15 protein-coding genes and 3 pseudogenes are annotated in these 19,077 nt (G+C 51.2%); 11 read left to right on the top strand and 7 right to left on the bottom strand.

The genetic code is table 11. The annotated features are described in order from the left end of the window. On the top strand, window positions 1-492 hold a 492-nt coding region (locus tag AC1DUO_RS13055), incomplete at its 5' end, for an SDR family oxidoreductase (protein ID WP_477987563.1). Window positions 493-556: 64 nt separating this feature from the next. On the opposite strand, the gene AC1DUO_RS13060 is transcribed toward AC1DUO_RS13055, so the two are convergent. Together AC1DUO_RS13060 and AC1DUO_RS13065 are read right to left on the bottom strand one after the other, a co-directional pair. After that, complete coding sequence (locus tag AC1DUO_RS13060; protein WP_477987565.1) at window positions 557-1,423, bottom strand: helix-turn-helix domain-containing protein; 867 nt, start codon at window positions 1,421-1,423, stop codon at window positions 557-559. A gap of 420 nt (window positions 1,424-1,843) precedes the next feature. Then, window positions 1,844-3,274 (bottom strand): tannase/feruloyl esterase family alpha/beta hydrolase, encoded by a 1,431-nt coding sequence (locus AC1DUO_RS13065; protein ID WP_240433062.1) that lies wholly within the window; start codon window positions 3,272-3,274, stop codon window positions 1,844-1,846. A gap of 505 nt (window positions 3,275-3,779) precedes the next feature. On the opposite strand from AC1DUO_RS13065, the gene AC1DUO_RS13070 reads away from it, so the two are divergent. Next, entirely contained in the window at window positions 3,780-3,947 is a 168-nt protein-coding gene (locus AC1DUO_RS13070) for a YhfL family protein (RefSeq protein ID WP_013577820.1), read from the top strand. A 298-nt stretch (window positions 3,948-4,245) separates the two neighbouring features. On the opposite strand, the gene ovoA is transcribed toward AC1DUO_RS13070, so the two are convergent. Then, the gene (ovoA, locus tag AC1DUO_RS13075) at window positions 4,246-6,387 is read right to left on the bottom strand and encodes a 5-histidylcysteine sulfoxide synthase (protein ID WP_477987567.1); all 2,142 of its coding nucleotides are present in this window, start codon (window positions 6,385-6,387) and stop codon (window positions 4,246-4,248) included. Between the two features lie 146 nt (window positions 6,388-6,533). Further along, window positions 6,534-7,658, bottom strand: coding sequence for a tyrosine-type recombinase/integrase (locus tag AC1DUO_RS13080; protein WP_119262433.1), 1,125 nt, complete (start codon window positions 7,656-7,658; stop codon window positions 6,534-6,536). Window positions 7,659-8,063: 405 nt separating this feature from the next. Between AC1DUO_RS13080 and AC1DUO_RS13085 the strand changes: the two are divergent. Continuing rightward, window positions 8,064-9,600: pseudogene (locus AC1DUO_RS13085) on the top strand (methyl-accepting chemotaxis protein). Window positions 9,601-9,672: 72 nt separating this feature from the next. Here AC1DUO_RS13085 and AC1DUO_RS13090 read toward each other — a convergent pair. Continuing rightward, window positions 9,673-10,218 (bottom strand): annotated as a pseudogene (locus AC1DUO_RS13090) (methyl-accepting chemotaxis protein); the annotation flags it as partial. On the opposite strand from AC1DUO_RS13090, the pseudogene AC1DUO_RS13095 reads away from it, so the two are divergent. The 8 genes and pseudogenes from AC1DUO_RS13095 to AC1DUO_RS13130 form a co-directional block, all read left to right on the top strand. Further along, window positions 10,216-10,635 (top strand): annotated as a pseudogene (locus AC1DUO_RS13095) (type VI secretion system baseplate subunit TssG); the annotation flags it as partial. The pseudogenes AC1DUO_RS13090 and AC1DUO_RS13095 sit on opposite strands and share 3 nt — an antisense overlap. Beyond that, entirely contained in the window at window positions 10,616-11,152 is a 537-nt protein-coding gene (gene tssJ, locus AC1DUO_RS13100; RefSeq protein WP_276145821.1) for a type VI secretion system lipoprotein TssJ, read from the top strand. The pseudogene AC1DUO_RS13095 and the gene tssJ, both read left to right, overlap by 20 nt. Beyond that, window positions 11,145-11,582, top strand: coding sequence for a type VI secretion system baseplate subunit TssE (tssE, locus tag AC1DUO_RS13105; protein ID WP_037033085.1), 438 nt, complete (start codon window positions 11,145-11,147; stop codon window positions 11,580-11,582). Before tssJ ends, tssE begins: the two co-directional genes overlap by 8 nt. A gap of 11 nt (window positions 11,583-11,593) precedes the next feature. Continuing rightward, entirely contained in the window at window positions 11,594-12,979 is a 1,386-nt protein-coding gene (locus tag AC1DUO_RS13110) for a VasL domain-containing protein (protein ID WP_119262412.1), read from the top strand. 49 nt (window positions 12,980-13,028) lie between these two features. Next, entirely contained in the window at window positions 13,029-13,499 is a 471-nt protein-coding gene (locus tag AC1DUO_RS13115; RefSeq protein WP_119262411.1) for a hypothetical protein, read from the top strand. 547 nt (window positions 13,500-14,046) lie between these two features. After that, entirely contained in the window at window positions 14,047-15,471 is a 1,425-nt protein-coding gene (locus AC1DUO_RS13120) for a cytochrome ubiquinol oxidase subunit I (protein ID WP_013577855.1), read from the top strand. A gap of 2 nt (window positions 15,472-15,473) precedes the next feature. Continuing rightward, a complete protein-coding gene (cydB, locus tag AC1DUO_RS13125) occupies window positions 15,474-16,481 on the top strand; it encodes a cytochrome d ubiquinol oxidase subunit II (RefSeq protein WP_013577856.1) in 1,008 nt (335 codons plus the stop codon). An 11-nt stretch (window positions 16,482-16,492) separates the two neighbouring features. Continuing rightward, entirely contained in the window at window positions 16,493-16,657 is a 165-nt protein-coding gene (locus tag AC1DUO_RS13130; RefSeq protein WP_013577857.1) for a DUF2474 domain-containing protein, read from the top strand. Between the two features lie 232 nt (window positions 16,658-16,889). Here the strand turns inward: AC1DUO_RS13130 and AC1DUO_RS13135 are convergent, their stop codons facing one another. Beyond that, window positions 16,890-17,468 carry a TetR/AcrR family transcriptional regulator gene (locus AC1DUO_RS13135; RefSeq protein ID WP_013577858.1) on the bottom strand — a complete coding sequence of 193 codons (579 nt, stop codon included), beginning with the start codon at window positions 17,466-17,468 and terminating at the stop codon, window positions 16,890-16,892. Between the two features lie 47 nt (window positions 17,469-17,515). Next, window positions 17,516-19,012 (bottom strand): MFS transporter, encoded by a 1,497-nt coding sequence (locus tag AC1DUO_RS13140; protein ID WP_119262410.1) that lies wholly within the window; start codon window positions 19,010-19,012, stop codon window positions 17,516-17,518. Window positions 19,013-19,077 lie beyond the last annotated feature (65 nt).

The raw sequence follows: 19,077 nt of genomic DNA on the forward strand, positions 1-19,077 counted from the left end.
CTGATTGAAGACATCACCCCGGAAATCGTCGATAAAGTTTATAATATCAACGTGAAAGGTGTCATTTGGGGCATTCAGGCGGCGGTCAAAGCGTTCAAGTCACAAGGGCATGGCGGCAAAATTATTAATGCGTCATCACAGGCCGGGCATGTGGGTAACCCTGAACTGGCGATCTACAGTTCGAGTAAATTTGCGGTGCGCGGGCTGACACAAACTGCAGCGCGTGACCTGGCCTCGCTGGGTATTACTGTCAATGCCTACTGTCCTGGGATTGTGAAAACGCCGATGTGGGAAGAAATAGACCGTCAGGTGTCAGCGGCAGCCGGAAAACCGGCGGGCTATGGTACACAAGAATTCGCCAAGAATATTACGCTGAAACGCCTTTCTGAGCCGGAAGATGTCGCGGCTTGCGTTTCTTATCTGGCCGGGCCGGATTCTGATTACATGACGGGTCAGGCTTTGCTGATCGACGGCGGTATGGTGTTCAACTGATCCCCTTTCCCGCCCGTCAGGCCTCTCATAACGAGGGGCTTTTTTGTTTCTCTTTTCTACCTGATCACTGCGTGGCCAGCGGAATATAGTATTCGCAGGTCACGCCTTTAAGCGCAGATTCACGCGAGTACTTCTCCAGGTCCGGTTGCATAATAAATTCAAGACCCAGCGTAGGCAAAAACACAGAATACAGATAAAGAATAAAATCGTTCAACCGGCTAAGATCGTACGGATAGTTGATCTTCAGATAACGGCTGGCCGGAACCAGGATGTTGTGGCTGTCGCTGGTGTGTACCTGATGTGCCACGGTGTAATCCATCTGCAACGCATTCGCCACTTCATCATTCGTATCAGGCCGGCAGTCCGACAATCCCCAGACCGGTGCCTGTAGAGATTCCGGTGTTTCCAGATAACGCAGCAACTCCGCGCGGTGAACGTGATTCTTACTGTTGAATAAGGCTTCAATGGGGTAAGAATGCGAGATCGTCTCCCCTTCAAACGCCATCACCGGTAACTCTACGATTTCATATTCCGGCTGCGGAAACTCATCGACGGTAAGCGGCGCGGTGATCCCGTTCATGGTCCATGATGCATTGCGGCGATACGTACCGGGAGTTTCGGCGAAATTCTTCTTGAACGATCGGGTGAACGTTTGCTGCGAATCGTACGAGTAGTACAACGAAATATCGAGGATGGGCATATTGGTCAGACGCAACGCGATAGCAGCCATCGTGAGACGGCGGTCACGAATGTATTTACCTAGTGCGTAACCCGTTTTACTTTTAAACAAACGCTGAAGATACCATGGTGAATAGCCGGTTTTTTTTGAGGCTTTTTCCATGGTCAGACGATCACTTAAGTTGACTTCGATCCAGTCGAGTAACTCTTTGATCAAATCATCATGAAAATCAGGTTTTTGTTCGCTCTGCAAAATGAACTCCCTGTGCTGCAATAAAGTCGCGTGATTAGGACGCGACAGATTTTGAAATCATATGCACTACAATGGCATCCGCGCTCTGGCTAACGTTTTTTAAACATCAGAGGTTTCCTCACATACCGTTCGGCAGGCGTAAAGCTCATTTTCGATGGCGCGGTTAAGATTGTATTCTGCACAGCCTGCGCTCAGCCCGAGCGTTTCCAGGCGTGACATGGCATCCATGCTGCTTTACACAGATAAGCCACAGGAGTAACCGAAGAAAAGTAGATAGCTGAGGATAATGCCAAGACTTGAACGGATGTTCAAGTTATTTGAGAACGCTCATTCACCTGTGAATTTATATAGGTAAATGACTTGCAATCTCCTGTAAAAGCATACCCGCCGAGGCAGGCAGAAAAGTGAATATGAGAAATATTATCTGGCGGAACAGGTAAAACTGGAGGCCATTTTCGTGTCACCCTGTCCGTTGTATCGTGGGAATAACGGATAATCACACAACGGCATTTCGCGCCCGGCAGTTGCTTTGTTTGTATCAATCATCACTTGCTGACCCGGATCTATCCCATGAACAACCCATTTATCCAGGGCTCCTAATGAATCCCAACTCACCCGATATGCCCCGCTGCTGTGCGTGAAACCCGGTGCCAGGTAGAAACGGGCAAACTGATGAAGTTCTTGCTCACCAAATTCAGCTTTCAGCTTCTCGTAATACGCTACGGTGTTTCCCGGCGGAACAGCCATATCCGCCGTGCCATGCATCAGTAAAAGTTTGCCTCCATGCTGCACAAAAGTGTGAATATCGGCACTATCATTATCGATTTGTGCCGCCAGTTCTTTCAGCCTCGTCTCATGGGCTGCGGGATTAAACTGAAGAGAGTCGTAATTTGCATCTCGCATCACTTCGTAGCGGACAGCTTGATCGCCCATCATGTAAGGGAATGAAATAATGATATTACTGGCTTCTGGTTTTGGCTTGTTTGCACCGGAACCAAAAACACTGACCAACGCAGAAGCGTCTGCACCACGTAAAATTGGCCATGGGGCAAAGTGATCGCCAGTTAGCAGGTTGACACCCAGAGGCACCGGTTTATTAAGCATCTGGACCAGCGCGATTTGCGTATCTGAAAGGCAGTTGGCGCCCATATCTTTCCCATCCGGGCAGCGCAGATGAGCCAGTTTAAATGTCGAACTGCAGGCATCCGGATTGGCGACTACACCATCAGCCAGACCATCCAGTTTGTCACAGGCACCGGTAACGGCATTGGCAATCAGTGCGGCTTTGGCCGGCGAAATCCACGCGCCCGGCGTGTTGTAGATTGCCTTCCCGATACTGATCCCGGCCATGTGCAGTTCAACGACGTTATACACCGGATGAATGGCAATCGCGCCGTCATAGTCAAGCGGGAAACGCTGGATCGCCGCAAGCGCTTCGTGGCCGCCTTGCGAATTACCCTGAAAATACATGTGAGCAGGTTTTCGACCATAAGCCTGTTGGATCAAGGCAACGGCCACATCGTGTGTTTTCTTGATTTGCGCACCGGCAAAGTTATCCCAGGCTTCCCCGTTAAGGGTAAAGGAAGCATCGGATACTCCGCCCTGATGGCCTGAATCACTGCCAAACGTGGCATAACCTTGCTTTATTGCGCCAGGTGTTGCTGCCGGCGCCAGACGTGCTGTATCAGCGTCTTTAATCGCGCCGTCAAAACCACTGCCACCCAGTTGCAGGGCTTTACCATTCCAGTCAAGTGGCAGGTAAAGCTGAAAATTAATATCGGGCGCGTTGAGATCGACGGGCCTGATCTGCCCTTCAATCTTGCAATGTTGATTACCCGGATGGCCCGCCATTGCCACTGTGGTGACCCGCGCCCCCCTTGTCGGAAGCCCGATTGCGTCTGCATTGATATGCACATTTTTTAAGGCGACGCACTGTGCTTCGGTGAGGCCTTTTTCAGGGGCAGCTAAAACAGTAGCGGTGAACAGCATAAGCAAGCAGAGGCAGAAGGGAGCTTTCATCAGACAACGTTCATTCCGGCGGCTAAGTAGCGGCAGTTTGTCATTAAATGACCTGTGAAAGAAGCCTTTTGACTATTGAGTGTTTAAAAAAATGGTCACATTATGCATTAATTATATATCTGATGAATATTAATCTCTCGGAAAATTACCGACATCATTAAGTTTATAAACATATTAATAATGAATATCTTAAAATAAAGCAAGGCAGGGTAATATTAAAAATGCGCAGTGATGGGTATTTATTTGCCTGTTATTGATGTTAAGCGTATATTCGCGTTTGCCTGAATTTAAAATGACGGCCTATATACATAATCATCTATTTTAAAAAGGAATTTATATGAAAAACTTATTTAAGTTAGCTCTCCTCGCTGCGGTAGTTACGACACTTTCAGGCTGTACCGGTAGCGTTTTTAATAAAGAGAAAAATTGTGACTATACTTATTTGCTGCACCCTGCGATTTCAATTTCTAAAATGATCGGGGGTTGTGGTCCGGCAGAGAAATAAGTAGCGGGTTTTGTCATGCCGGACCTTTGTGTCCGGCATTTGCTATTCTGCAACGCCTGAATTCATAATTTTTACCGTTCCCCCCTTTTTTCATTACCAAGCCATAAGATCATACGAGCCCAATTTTAGTTACAACATACATATGCCAGATAAATCAAAAACACCAAAAACTTAACCAAAAGTGTCTTCTGTATTTCTTCAGGACGAACGTGTCTTAGATTTATTGACCAGCCTCCATCAGCACGGATAAAAAAATGGCCGCATAAGCGACCATTAACCTCTTTCAGAAATAGAGAATTTACCGCTTACGCCACAGTGTAACTTCCGCTACGGTATGCTGGAATTTCCTCGCCGTTTCACGGATCACAAACGGAACATCTGTCGGTTTCCTAACCTCTTCAAATTCATTCGCCAGCAAACGTTTCAAAGCCTGATGCGTCGTAACAGCTTCACCATTTTCCCGGAACCCGCCCAGCCAGTGCTCTTTCGGTGTAAACTCTTCGAGCCAGGTGTAAGGTGAAGAAAGCATGAGTAAGCCGCCAGAACGAATCATTGGCGTAATATCTGTCAGAAAACGTGCAGGTTCACGCAGTCGATCCAGCAAATTAGCCGCCAGGACCAGATCGTATAATTCCGCCTGCGGCTTCAGATTACAGGCATCACCCTGCACAAAATTCACCMGCACTGTCTGCTCTGCTGAGATATTGACATCAGCGAGCGAAGCCTGGCAATAATCCACCAGTTCTCCCTGCTCCGGGATTACATACCGACRGGCTTCACCGCGTGCCAGAGCCAGAGCGACATCAATAAATCGCGCGGAATAATCCATTCCAACCACAGAGTCGAAATGACGCGCAAGTTCAAAACTGGCACGCCCCGTAGCACACCCGATATCCAGCGCCCTGCCACGATTAACTGTATTTTCAACTGCAATATCAACCAGTTGAACCGCATAATTCGTTACGTCGAAATGACGCGGACCGTACTGGAAATCAAGATACTGCGCCACCAGCCCGTCAGTTTCATAAGGATTCACTTTCACCACTTCCTGATGGCTGGAAATCACATAGCGGAAACCGGCATGCTGGAAAAAGTGGCGACGGAAAGCATAACGCGAAGATTTTAGCGCTTCATTGCCCGTTGAAATCCAGCTTCCGCCTTTGATCATGGAATGTTTACCATCGAATGTTGGCGTCGAAAAATCATCATATAAAGGATGAACACGAAAGCCGTCAAATCCACTGATCGGCGTAGACGCCCATTGCCAGACATTCCCCACAACATCATAAAAATCACCTTGTTCGAAATGATCAACCGGACAGGATGATGCCCACCATGCGAGGTTGATATTTCCCGGTGCTGTTTCCCAGTCTGGCTGATCACCCTGCACCTGATTACGCAGAATCATCCATTCAGCTTCGGTCGGCAACTGTACTGATTCACCGGTCTGCGCCGCTTTCCAGCGACAGAATGCTGCCGCTTCCAGTTGATTAACTTCAGCAGGCCAGTCCCATGGCATCGGTACTTCTTCAGTCATCAGGCGAAGTTTCAGCCGTTCAGGTTCGCGGGGCGAACCCACCCAGAAAGTGGGCATTTCAGCCCGCGCAAAATCCCGCCAGCCAAGCCCTTCCTCATCCCACCACTGGGCATCGTGATAGCCGTCCGCCTGTATAAAAGTATAAAATTCAGCGTTACTGACCAGCATCTTACTGGCACTAAATGCCTGAATTTTCTGTTGAGATGTGCCGTATTCGTTATCCCAGCCGTAGGTATCATCCTGCTTACCCAACGTGACAATGTCACCTTTCACCGCCAGCATAGTGTTATCAGGTACGCTGTTGCGGTCATGACGGGCGATTCCACACACAGGCCAGTGAGATTGTGGCTTAACCCATTCCACCGGCAACTGACGGATCAATACACTGGATGTTTCCAGATGAATGCGCTCATGTTCAATGCCCATCAGAATCACCCAGGCAGGGCTGTCCCATCCGATGGGTAAACTCAGCGCCATGGTGTCAATAATACCGAGCACTTCTTCACGTACTTTGTCGCGGTATTGACGCAAGTTAACAACAGATGGCCAGTTATAGTTCTGATCGTCGAGATCATCCCAGCTCATTTCATCCACACCGATCGCCAGCATCGCTTCGATGTGTGAATCAACACGTTGAGGAATCAGCCCTGCAGCCATCAGCTTATTAATATAAAAAGTGGCGGTATGACCGAAATAAAAAATCAGCGGGTGGCGAAGCGAAATTGCCTTATTGAAATAGGCTCTTTCATCCGCGAGACAATCAAACAGGCTCTCGTACAGCTCCCAGGTTTGAATGAAATAATCGCGAATTTCCTGACGTTTTTCTTCCGCTGTTCCGGTGCTTAGCAAAATGGTCTGCGTCGGTTCTGGCAACCCGATAGCCTTGTTTTGTGTTGAAAGCATTATTAGTCCTCTGTCTTCTTGCGTTGCCAAATCAATACACAATTGTAGCAGGTCACATCTTTGGCTTATTCCCGGTCTGGTTTTTACCGGCTTTATATTCTCAATCGTCAGACATTAACATAACCTTAAAATCGGGCCTATGCTCGCTATCTCTCCATAAACAACAGCGAACTTTCACGAACATGCAGAGATTCGCCCTCAAAATGATGACGTAAATCGTAGTAATCTGGTGCATCAATGATGCCCTGAATATTGTCAGAAAATGCTTCCAGCGCCTGTTTCATCTGCGGCAGATAATCGTGAGTGTCATAAACACGGTCGATCCCTTCAAGCGAATGATTCATAATTTTGCGCGCAACATCATTCGGCACATTCAGGGAGGATAACTTGGAACGCGCCGTACGGCGTAAATCGCGGGTGGTAAAAGCATCAATCCCCGGCCCCCGTTCCGCGCGTAGCAGGCGGCGTATAACCTGTGTCACCGCACCGCGTGATAACGGCCTTTGTGCATCGAGCGGTGAAGGCACCAGCCAGGGACTGTGTTTCGGACTGGCTGATAGAAGAGCATTGATGCAGGTGATCATTAATGGCGTCAGCGGCAGGCTGTGATCACGGGCCGATTTATTTCGCGTACCCTGTCGCCAGATGCCGATCTGCAAATGAAACTCATCTTTTCTGGCGCGCACCACTTCATCTGGTCGTCGTGCAGTCAGCAGGCACAACCGCAATGCCCAGCGACATTGTTCAGAAATATCCCATAAATCAAGGCCATGCCAGAAAACCCAGATTTCAGCATCGGTTAACGTTCGTTCGCGTGGCGGGGTATTCCGACCGCCGACGTCGCGGCGCTTCATGGTACTTAGTGGCGAATGTGCCAGATATCCCTGGGTTTCTGCCCAGCCAAAAAATTGCTTACAAAGCGCGAATACCCGTTTTGCTTCTGAAACTTTCCCGTCCGCCAGCAGTACATTAAACAAACGGTTCAGTCGTAAACGGGTGATTTTATTCAGAGGCACTTCGCCGATCACTGGCAACACATGTTTCATCAGGGATGAAACAGCAATTTCTGGCCGACGTCGTGTCAGGATCAGTGAAAGCCGGATCCAGATATTGATCACCTGCCCGACCGTCGCATTGCCCTCCTCATCAAAATCATCCAGTTTGGCAAGCGGTGTCATTTTCACATTCTGCAGATAAGCCAAAACATGCTGACCAACATTTCCGGCAGCAAAATCTCCTTCGACTATTGTTACGGATCCGATCTTACTCATCTGCCCAATTCACCTCAAAAATCACAGGCCGGAGTTATAACAAGCCTGAGGATCTTAGGCAAAAGGTTTATGACTCCAGACCTATTAAGTCTGGAGTCACACAGATCACTAATAACGAAAAATAGAGCGATTATGAAGGGGAATTATGGTGAGCCAGCCGTTGTGTGTTGTTCATAAAATCGACAGACATAATGATATAACGCATATTTTTTACTCATATCTTCGTTATACGTTATGGATTGGCGAAAAAATCGACGTTTTCACCCGTATGCATTCGCCCTAATAACGATTGTCGTCATAAATAACGTCATGTTTCCCTAAAGAAAATTTTGCTTATGCCGAAATGTTAATAGTTAAGGATCCTTAATCTCACTTAAACCGCAGTCTGGCCATGGAAATGTCACTATGCGCAATAATCAGCCAATATCACAACGGGAATATCAATACCCTGACGACGCAACATTGATGTCAACGACAGATGCCGAAAGCCGTATTACCTACGCCAACGATGCATTTATAGAAGTTAGCGGTTTTGCCAGTGAAGATATTATCGGGCAGCCTCACAATGTTGTGCGCGCCTCCTTCGGCATTCAAAGATATGTGGGCTACATTACAACAGGGTTTCCCCTGGACAGCACTGGTGAAAAACCGCCGCAGCAATGGCGATCATTATTGGGTTCGTGCCAACGTCGTACCGATCATTCGTGGTGGTAAAACCAAAGGTTACCTTTCTGTCCGCACCAAACCGACTACTGCAGAGATTAATGCGACCCAGGCGCTTTATGACAAAATGAATCGCGGCGAACTGAACAACCGCCGCTTGCATCGGGGGTTGTTGATCCGTACCGGCATTACCCGCAGTTTTTCTATTTTAAAAACACTTTCTGTGCGCTGGCGGATCCGCAGCGGTTTGCTGGTTTTACTCGTCCTTAACTCACTCGTCATTTCTGCGCTGACTACCCTGCCCGTGATACAGATGAATACCGCATTGGCACTCAATGCATTTTTCATTCTGTTGCTGAATTTCTGGATGGAATGGCAGATTACCCGCCCGGTCGAACAGCTTTGCAGTCAGACCTTGCGTGTTGCCAGCGGCGCGAGTCATACGATCACGCCAATGGAGCGGGTCGATGAAATTGGTATGACGTTACGATCTGTTGGCCAGCTCGGATTGATTTGCCGTTGGATGGTGGATGATGTCAACGACCAGGCGCACAAAGTCCGCACGGCCAGTGAGTCACTGGCGAATGGTAATGAAGCCCTGAGTCAACGTACTGAACAAACTGCCGCTAACGTTGGACAAACTGCTGCAGCAATGAATGAGATGAGCACGACAGTTGAAAGCAACACACAGACGGCAGCCGAAGCCGACAAACTTTCACTGATAGCAAGTGCGGCGGCAGAAAAAGGCAGCAATGCTATGCAGGAAGTTGTCGGCACTATGCAGGAAATCACCGGCAGTTCGCGACAAATTGCCACCATCACCAATGTTATTGATGGCATCGCTTTCCAGACGAACATTCTGGCGCTCAATGCCGCTGTTGAAGCGGCTCGCGCGGGTGAACAAGGCAAAGGCTTCGCCGTGGTTGCCGGAGAAGTGCGCAGCCTGGCGCAACGAAGTGCCAGCGCAGCCAGCGAAATCAAACGCCTGATCGACAGCAGTGTGGAAACGGTAGTGTCGGGATCGAAGCAGGTTGATCAGGCAGGGAAAACGATGGCCGACATCGTCTCTCAGGTGCGAAATGTGACGTCACTGATCGGGCAAATCCGAAGTGCCACTGGCGAACAAAATCAGGGATTACTGGATATTGCTAAAGCCATTGAAGAACTGGACCGCATCACACATCAAAATTCAATTCAGGTTCAGGAAGGTGCCAATGCTTCTTCAGGTCTGAAGCAACAGGCCGACCGTCTGGTTGAAGCCGTGGGGGTGTTCCGGTAACGTTATTGAGTAAAATAGAGGCGGCTAATCACCGCATCTATTTCAATAAGCTATGTCATTACAACGATCTGATTACACTGTTGCCAATCTGAAAGCTGATACTGAGCGGGTCAGATGAAGAACCTGTTCTTCCAGCGAGGCCGCTGCGGCAGCTGATTCCTGAACCAGCGCTGCGTTTTGTTGCGTCACGCCATCAATTTCTGTCACCGCCTGTTCAATCTGGCTAATCCCGCGGCTTTGTTCATCAGAGGCTATCGAGATATGTTCCATTAATATATTAATCTGAGTGACAGAGGAAATGATCGCTGAAATGGAATCGCCGGTGCGCGAGACCTCATCCGAACCTTCGCGAATATTCGCCACCGATTCAGAAATCAGACTTTCGATTTCTTTTGCTGCCATGGCGCTGCGCTGCGCCAGACTGCGCACTTCACTGGCCACCACTGCAAATCCACGCCCCTGCTCACCCGCGCGTGCCGCTTCAACAGCGGCATTGAGCGCCAGAATGTTTGTCTGGAAAGCGATACTATTGATCACACCTGTAATATCTTCGATTTTTTTCGAACTGCTGTTAATACGCCCCATCGTACCAATCACGTCCTGAGCGACTTTCTCGCCAGCGCGCCGGTCAGTATGAGCAGCAGCCCGGTGATGGGGCGCCAGACCGTCGATGTGAACTGTCAGGTTTTGCTGAAACTGAAAACTGAAAATCCGGATGAAGCCCGTGAATGGCTTCCGGGTGGCCAGCTTTACACCGATTTGCTGGCGTTGTTGCAGGTGTATCTCGGCTCCCGGTTGCACGTCCGTTTACAACTGTCGGTGTCACGCGCGCTGCTGCCCGATGCAAAGCTTTCCTGCCGCCCGGAAAAATCCGGTGTGCTGCTGGGAAGAACCGCAGTGATGCGCAGGTTAAGGATTACGTCTGCACCCCAAAATAAAACTGAAATGATCACTATTAATCTGGGCCGCTATCAGCGCGTTCAGGAAAATCTTCACAGAAGGGAAACTGATGAATATGGCGACTACCGCTGGTAAAACCCGTTTTACATTACTGATGCTGGCAATGGTAACGACCCTGAGCGGATGCGGGCTGACCCAGAAAGTCAGCGACGGTACGGTTGCTGTGACCAAATCCATTTTTTACAAGCAGGTGAAAACGCTGCATCTGGATATCACAGCACGCGACGCTATCAACAACAATGCCAGCGGCGCTCCGCTTTCAACGGTGGTGCGTATCTATCAGCTGAAAGACAGAAAAGTCTTTGACGATACCGATTATCCGTCGCTGTTTACTGAAGACAGTCAGGCGATAAAAGCCGATCTGCTGGAGCAAAAAGATATCCGGGTTCTTCCGGGGGCAGCAGTGACTATCGACGTGCCGATGAATGAAAAAGCACAGTTTGTGGCGGTCGCGGGTATGTTCCTTTCACCGGATATTACCAACAATACCTGGCGTATCGTGCTAAGCCGTAACGATCTGGATCCGGAAAAGGCGCGCCAGATCGAACTGAATAATCAGGGAATGAAACTGCTGCCACTGAAGGATAAGTGATATGTCGCAACCCTCACTTTACGAAATGCTGCTCGGCAACTTTGCTGGCGGCCTCGATCTGCACAACGTCAGCGAAGAAAATCAGGTGATCCTCTCCGTACTCGACAACATGCAGCGCATCCTCAATTGCCGAGCCGGAACGCTTACCCATCTGCCGGATTACGGTCTGCCGGACATGAGCAAAATCCTGCAAGGAATGCCCGGTACGGCGCATTCACTCCTGGATGTCTTGTCAGAGACCTTGCTGAAATACGAGCCACGCATCAAAAAACTGCACGTTATTTTATTGCCCCAGTCCAGCCCCGGACATCTCGAATACGCCATTGACGCCGAACTGAAAGAGCTTGGCTTAGTGCGATTCGGTACCGAGTTTATGCCGGAAGGCCGCGTGCTGATGCGCCATATGAAACAGCAGAATTACGTCAGTTAAGGAAAACAACCATGTCTATTGAACGCCAGTTGCGCACCGGGGATGACCCGCGTGCGCTGGCTGATTACGCGGTTTTACGCGAAGAACTGAGCAAATTAACCCATCCGGCGCGTCCGGATGTGGACTGGAAAAAGGTGGAACACCTGTGTCTGAACCTGTTCCAGCAAAACGGTATCGAGCTGCAAACGGCCTCCTGGTACACACAGGCCAGAGCGCGGCTAGCGGGCATGCCGGGATTAAATGAAGGGCTGGCGATCCTCGAGGCATTAATTTCACGTCAGTGGCCGGGACTGTGGCCGCAGCCGGTGCACGCGCGGATGGAAATTCTTTCGGGTCTGAGTCAGCGTCTTCAGCAAATATTGCGCGGTATGTCACTGGAATATCATGATTTATCGCAGATTTATCAGGCAGAAAAACTGATCGCTTCGCTTTGCAATGTGTTGCAACGCCTTGAACTGAAACACGTCAGCCAGCTGGAAGCACTGACTAGTTTCATGCATGGTACTGCCGTCAGGCTGGAGAATATGCACGCGACCAGCGATGCAGCAATCGTTTTACCGGCGGCAGCGGCAGAAAAAGCGGAAAAAGAGTGGACCGCGCAACCCGGTGAACAATGGGTGTATGTTGCGCAGAGCGGACCTGCCGAACCGCAGTTGATTGCACCGCCTTCGCCAGTGAAACGTCCGGTGCAGTGGAAAGGGTTTATCGCAGGTATCGTGGTGACGGCATTGGCCGGTACCGGTTTTAAAGCCGGGATAGATGCTTTTTATCATCCGCAAACGGCAGAGCAACTGATGGCGACGCTGCCGGTATTACCAAAATCGCTGAACGCACAGACGCTGGAAACACTTAAGAACCAACAGGCTGAGATGCTCCACCGCGAGGCACCGGCATTTCTGGCCGCCACCCAACAGCAAACACGCCAGCTGGCAGCATTGCCACCGCGCTGGGCACAGGACACCGGAGCACAACTGGTAAAACAGGCGCAAATCCTCTGGCCGGATAACCCCGCATCTCAACAACTGGCAAAAAACTGGACACAGCAGCTTAACGCCAGTGCGATACCGCTGGAAAACCTCGATGGCTGGCAACAGGCGAATACGCAGTTACAGCAACTGGCGGACAAACTCAACGGGCTGGATGAACAACGCGGTAAATACATGACCGTCTCACAGCTAAAATCCTCGGTATTCGCCATCCAGCAGGCGCTGAACAGTTCGCCGCCAGTCGAAGAATCGCTGCGCAAGCTGGCGCAGGATAAACAACAGCAAAAAGGCATATCCCCGCAGCGGATTATGCAACTGGATAACCAGTTCACGCAGTTGCTGAACAGGTATGTGTTGCTCATCCAGAACTTACCGGCGACAACCGAAAAAAATGGTCAGGCAGATCACTAACTGATGTTTGTGGCGGCGGACGTCAGCCATCTTAAATTACAGAGGAAGTATGTCAGCAAAAGAACGGTTTCTAAAAAAATTACAAGACAGCCAGCCTCGCACTGGCTCTTTTGAAAATAAAGGTCAGGCGGATATCGCCGAGTTCCGGCAGCGGATCAGCCTGCTGCAGGAAAACATGGAAGAATGGCTGGAAGGCACCGGTATACGGATCGAAGGCACCACTATCTCACTGGTTGAATGTCTGATGGGCGGGAAATCATTCAGCGTTCCGGGTATACGGCTGTTTTATGAAGACAGGCAGGTGAAATTCACGCCGGTCTATTTATATGGCCAGGGCGTCACAGGCTGTGTGGAATCCAGTCTTTGCGTTCAGGGTCGCGTGACTGTCCTGTGCCGGTTGTTTATGCGTGCTGGCGAAAACAGGGACTGGACATGGCGCCCTGCAAATCCCTTCACCGGGCCAGAGCGGGCGTTTAGTGAAGATGCCTTTTTTGAGCTGATAGAAGGCTTATTACCCTGACGCCTGCGGGCGTCTTTTTTCCTCAGTCACCCGGGCAGACTTCCGTTAAAATGTAAAAAAATGCTACAAAAATTACCTTCCGGCTGCATTTTTCACCAAAACCGATGACATAAATTTACATTGCATTAAAAATAAGAATGCGCTGCCGCTCCTGCAAATTTAACTTTCTTGTTACCAATTTTGCACACAACAAGCCATTACCGAATGCAGGGAAATTACATTTGAAAAACATCACAACTTTTTGATCCAGATCAATGCAACAACATGACCTCTCACTTTTTGTGGTTAATTCCCTTCCCCCGCTTTTCTCCGAATTTAGTTTTCCCTCCCCTGCTTTTTACCCGTACTGAAAGTGTTTCAGCGACTAATTTCCCCACGGAACGGTCCCTGTTAATCCCTTCGCGCGATGTGCTTAAATCGGTTTCTCGCAAAACCCCGGCAGTCCCACCCTTTCATTCATGACTTCACCTGCGAATGTCATACATCGCCGGTTCCCGTACCGGTATTGCTGTTTGGAAGGGTAACCTGACACACAAAAGAGGTTGTTATGTTTGGTCTTGATGCGCTAGAACTGGCCCGGATCCAGTTTGCCTTCACCGTCTCTTTTCACATCATTTTTCCCGCTATTACTATCGGGCTTGCCAGTTTTCTGGCTGTTCTGGAAGGCATGTGGCTGAAAACAAAAAAAGAGGCATATCGCGACCTGTATCATTTCTGGTCGAAAATCTTTGCCGTTAACTTCGGTATGGGCGTGGTCTCCGGTCTGGTGATGGCTTACCAGTTCGGCACCAACTGGAGTATGTTCTCGTCATTCGCGGGCAGCATTACCGGTCCGCTGCTGACGTACGAAGTGTTAACTGCATTTTTCCTCGAAGCTGGCTTCCTCGGCGTGATGCTGTTCGGCTGGAACCGCGTCGGACCGGGCCTGCACTTCTTCTCTACCTGCATGGTGGCGCTCGGCACACTGATGTCGACGTTCTGGATCCTCGCTTCCAACAGCTGGATGCAAACCCCGCAGGGCTACGAGATTGTTAACAACCTGGTGGTGCCGGTCAGCTGGATGAAGGTTATCTTCAACCCGTCCTTCCCGTTCCGCTTAATGCACATGACTACCGCCGCGTTTCTGGCGTCTGCCTTCTTCGTGGGTTCTGCTGCGGCATGGCATTTGCTGCGCGGTCGCGATACGCCAGCCATCCGTACCATGTTGTCGATGGCAATGTGGATGGCGCTGATCGTCTCGCCAATTCAGGCATTCCTGGGCGATGCGCACGGCCTGAATACCCTGAAATATCAGCCTGCTAAAATCGCGGCCATCGAAGGCCACTGGGAAAATAAAGACAACAAACCTTCCCCGCTGGTGCTGATCGGCTATCCCGATATGAACCGTGAAGAAACCCGTTACGCGATTGAAATCCCGTATCTGGGCAGCCTGATCCTGACGCACAGCCTGACGCATCAGATCCCGGCGCTGAAATCCTTCCCGAAAGAAGACCGCCCGAACTCTTCCGTCATCTTCTATACCTTCCGCATCATGGCCGGTCTCGGCATGCTGATGATTTTGCTGGGGGTGCTGAGCCTGATCCTGCGCCGTGGCGGCAAAATGTATACCTCTAAAGCGTTCCTGCGCTTTGCTTTCCTGATGGGGCCTTCCGGTCTGCTGGCGTTGCTGGCGGGTTGGATCACCACGGAAATGGGGCGTCAGCCGTGGGTAGTTTATGGCCTGCTGCGTACCAAAGATGCGGTATCTAACCATAACGTCATCCAGATGAGCGTCAGCCTGATCCTGTTCATCGTCATTTACTGTTCGGTGTTTGGTGTCGGTTACGGCTACATGATGCGTCTGATCCGCAAGGGTCCGCAGGCGCACGAAGGTGAAAGTGTTGATCACGGTGGTCCGGGCCAGCACCGCACGCCTGCGCGTCCGCTGTCTGCGATTTCAGAATCACTGACTGACGAAAATAAGGGAGCTTGATAATGGGTATCGACTTACCGCTGATCTGGTTTTTGATCATCATCTTCGGCGTGATGATGTATGTGGTGATGGACGGATTCGACCTGGGTATCGGCCTGCTATTCCCGCTGGTGAAAAAAGAACACGACCGTGATGTGATGATGAACACCGTTGCGCCGGTCTGGGACGGCAACGAAACCTGGCTGGTGCTCGGCGGTGCGGCATTGTATGGCGCATTCCCGCTGGCGTACTCGGTGATTCTGGATGCACTGACTATCCCGCTGACCCTGATGCTGTTCGGTCTGATTTTCCGGGGTGTGGCGTTTGAATTTCGTTTCAAAGCCAGTCCGGCCAAACGTCACGTGTGGGACAAATCTTTCATCTGGGGTTCGGTGATCGCCACCTTCTGTCAGGGCGTAGTGCTGGGCGCGGTGATCAACGGAATTCCGGTGGTGAACCGGACTTATGCCGGTGGCGCACTGGACTGGCTGACGCCGTTCACGCTGTTCTGTGGTTTTGCGCTGGTGGTGGCTTATGCCCTGCTCGGCTGCACCTGGCTGATTATGAAAACCGAAGGCGAATTGCAGGAAGCGATGCACAAAATCGCTAAACCCCTGTTGCTGGTATTCCTGCTGGTGACGCTTGCAGTCAGCCTGTGGACGCCACTGACCCACAGCGATATCGCCACCCGCTGGTTCTCGCGCCCTAATCTTTACTGGTTCCTGCCGGTACCGGTGCTGGTGGTGCTGGTCTCCGCGTGGATGTATCGCGCCATCAGCAAAAATGCGCATCACGCGCCGTTCCTGCTGACGCTGGCGCTGGTGTTCCTCGGCTATACCGGTCTGGGGATCAGCATCTGGCCGAACATCATTCCGCCGTCCATTTCTATCTGGGAAGCGGCTTCACCGCCGCAAAGTCAGGGCTTTATTCTGGTCGGCGCCCTGTTCATCATCCCGATCATTCTGGTGTACACCTTCTGGAGCTACTACGTGTTCCGCGGGAAAGTCACACCGGATCAGGGTTATCACTGAGGAATTGCATCATGAATCTCATCAGAAAAATGGATGACAGCAACATCACTAAAGCCCCGTTCTTAAAGCGTGTCGGCTGGATGGCCGTCATCTGGGGCGGCAGCGTGCTGGCGTTATTTGTTGTGGCATCGGTGTTTCATCTGCTGATGTTTGCGGCGGGAATGAGAAGTCATTAAGTGAAAACGATTGGGAGGAATTTTGCTGGTGCACGCAATGTCGAAGCAAGCTTCAACTCCCTAAAATTGCTGTAATACCCCACCCCAACCCTCCCCTTCGCAGGGGAGGGAGCCGGGCGCTGTCTTCCTCAGCATCGGGAGATTAAGGGTCGGTTTGCCTTGCTCCTCCCCCTGCGAAGGGGGAGGCTGGGAGGGGGTTTAGCAGACAACTCTGCTATACCCTCTCCCTTTTTTATTTCTCCAGCACCCGCCCGATAAAATCGAGAATATCGTCCATCGCTTCCTGACGCGCTGCGGCGGAAGGCATGACGATCAGCTGATCGGAATAGCCATTCATGATGGCAGACAACTGGCGGGTAACGCGTCCGGCATCGGTCGGGCGGAACACGCCGCTGTCGATCCCGGCGCGGATAATGTCGGCCAGCAGCGCCAGCCACTTATGCACCATCAGCCGCGCCAGTTCGGCGTAAGCCTCATTATGCGCCGCCAGTTGCCACAGCGAACCATACAACTGCCAGATATCGCCCTGCGTATCGGGCAGATAATTGCACACCAGCGTGTGTAATTTTGCTTTGGGCTCAAGCGGTGAAATTTCAGCGGAAAACTCTTTCAGCTCCGCCATCATCACCACCGACAGCGCTTCAACGCACAGCGTCTGCCAGTCAGGAAAATAATGATAAATGTGGCTGCGGGAAATCCCGACGTACTCCGTCAGCTCGCGCGTCGTGACTTTTTCAATCCCCTTTTCGATAAAGAGACTGATGGCTCCGTCAAGAATTTTAGCCCTTAACGCTTCCCGGTTTTCTTTCATAATTTATCCTGTACTGGCATTGAGCAGTTGCTCAGACCGGCATTTTATCAGGAAGCCTGGCGTGTGCCCACGGACTTACGCAGCACGATTTTCAGCACCACGACGCTGGTAATCACCAGCACAGCCGCAGAAATCAGCACCGCCAGAAACGCCTGATCAAATGCGGTTCGAGCCAGACTGGTCAGTAACGAAGCATGCTCAGGACTGAGATGCCCGGCGAGCGCCAAGGCTTCATCAAGACTGTCATACGCCGTTTCACCGCTGACCAGTCCTTGCGGAAGTGTCAGGCTGCGGCTGTAAACCGCCGTCATCAGGCCGCCCAGCAAGGTCACGCCGAGCACGCCGCCCATTTCCCACGACACATCTTCTATCGCGGCCACCATTCCGGCCTTGTCTTCCGGGGCGTTGAGCATGATCGACGTCGAGGCTGCGGTCACTGCGCCACCAAGGCCAAAACCTAAAATAAACAGACTGATCAGCTGTATCACCGCGCTGCCGTCGTAGACCAGGACGTGAATGACGATGCCGAGTGCAGATATCGCGAAGCCGCCGAGCATCATTTTGCGCACACCGACACGCGGGATCAGCATACCCGCCAGAGGCGAGGCCAGCGCAGACGCCACCGGGATCGGCAGGATAAACATCGCCGCCATAAACGGCGTCAGTCCGAGCACCAGCTGCAACCGCTGGCTCAGCACCAGTTCGATACCGATCAGCGCAATCATTGAGGTGATCGCCACGCCCACGCCACAGGCAAACGCACGGTTGCGGAACAGTGAAAAGTCGATCATCGGCTGTACTGCGCGTTTTTGTCTTCTGACGAATAAACCGAGGAACAGGACGCCTGCGGCCGCAGAACCCATGATCACCAGCCACGACGAATTAATCTGGCTCAGCTCTTTCAGCGCGTAAATCACGCCCACCAGCCCCGCCATCACCAGCGCAGAACCGGCAAAATCACACGGACGTTGTTTATTACCTTCACCGCGCGGGATCAGCGCCTGTGCAAACGGGAAAACGGCCAGCACAATCGGCACGTTGATCAGGAACACCGAGCCCCACCAGAAATATTCCAGCAGCACGCCGCCAATGACTGGCCCGAGCGCCGCAGCGCCGGAAGCCACCGCCGACCAGATGCCGATCGCCAGCGCACGTTCACGTTCGTTGGTAAATACGTGGCGCACAATTGCCAGCGTCGCAGGCATCATCATCGCCGCGCCAATCGCCAGGAAAACGCGGGAGGCGATCAGCATTTCAGCGCTGGCAGAAAACGCCGCGCACAGGGAAGCGAACGCAAATACCGGCAGCCCGCTCATAAAAAGATTTTTGTGTCCGATGCGGTCACTGAGCATTCCCGCGCCCGGTAACAGACCGGCGACCACCAGCGGATAGGCATTCACTATCCATAATTTTTCCGATGCCGTGGCGCCCAGCGCCTGCGTCAGACGCGGTAAAGCGGTGTACAGCACGGTCATATCAATGATGATCAAAAAGAGTGTACTGGTGACAATCGCAAGTATCAGCCAGCGGTTATTGACGAACATAAAAAGTGCCTCAGATAGATTTTGAGCAAGCGCTCAAGGCCAGCAAGGTACTTGAGCAATAGCTC

The organism is Rahnella sp. P4_A8 (assembly GCF_056402435.1).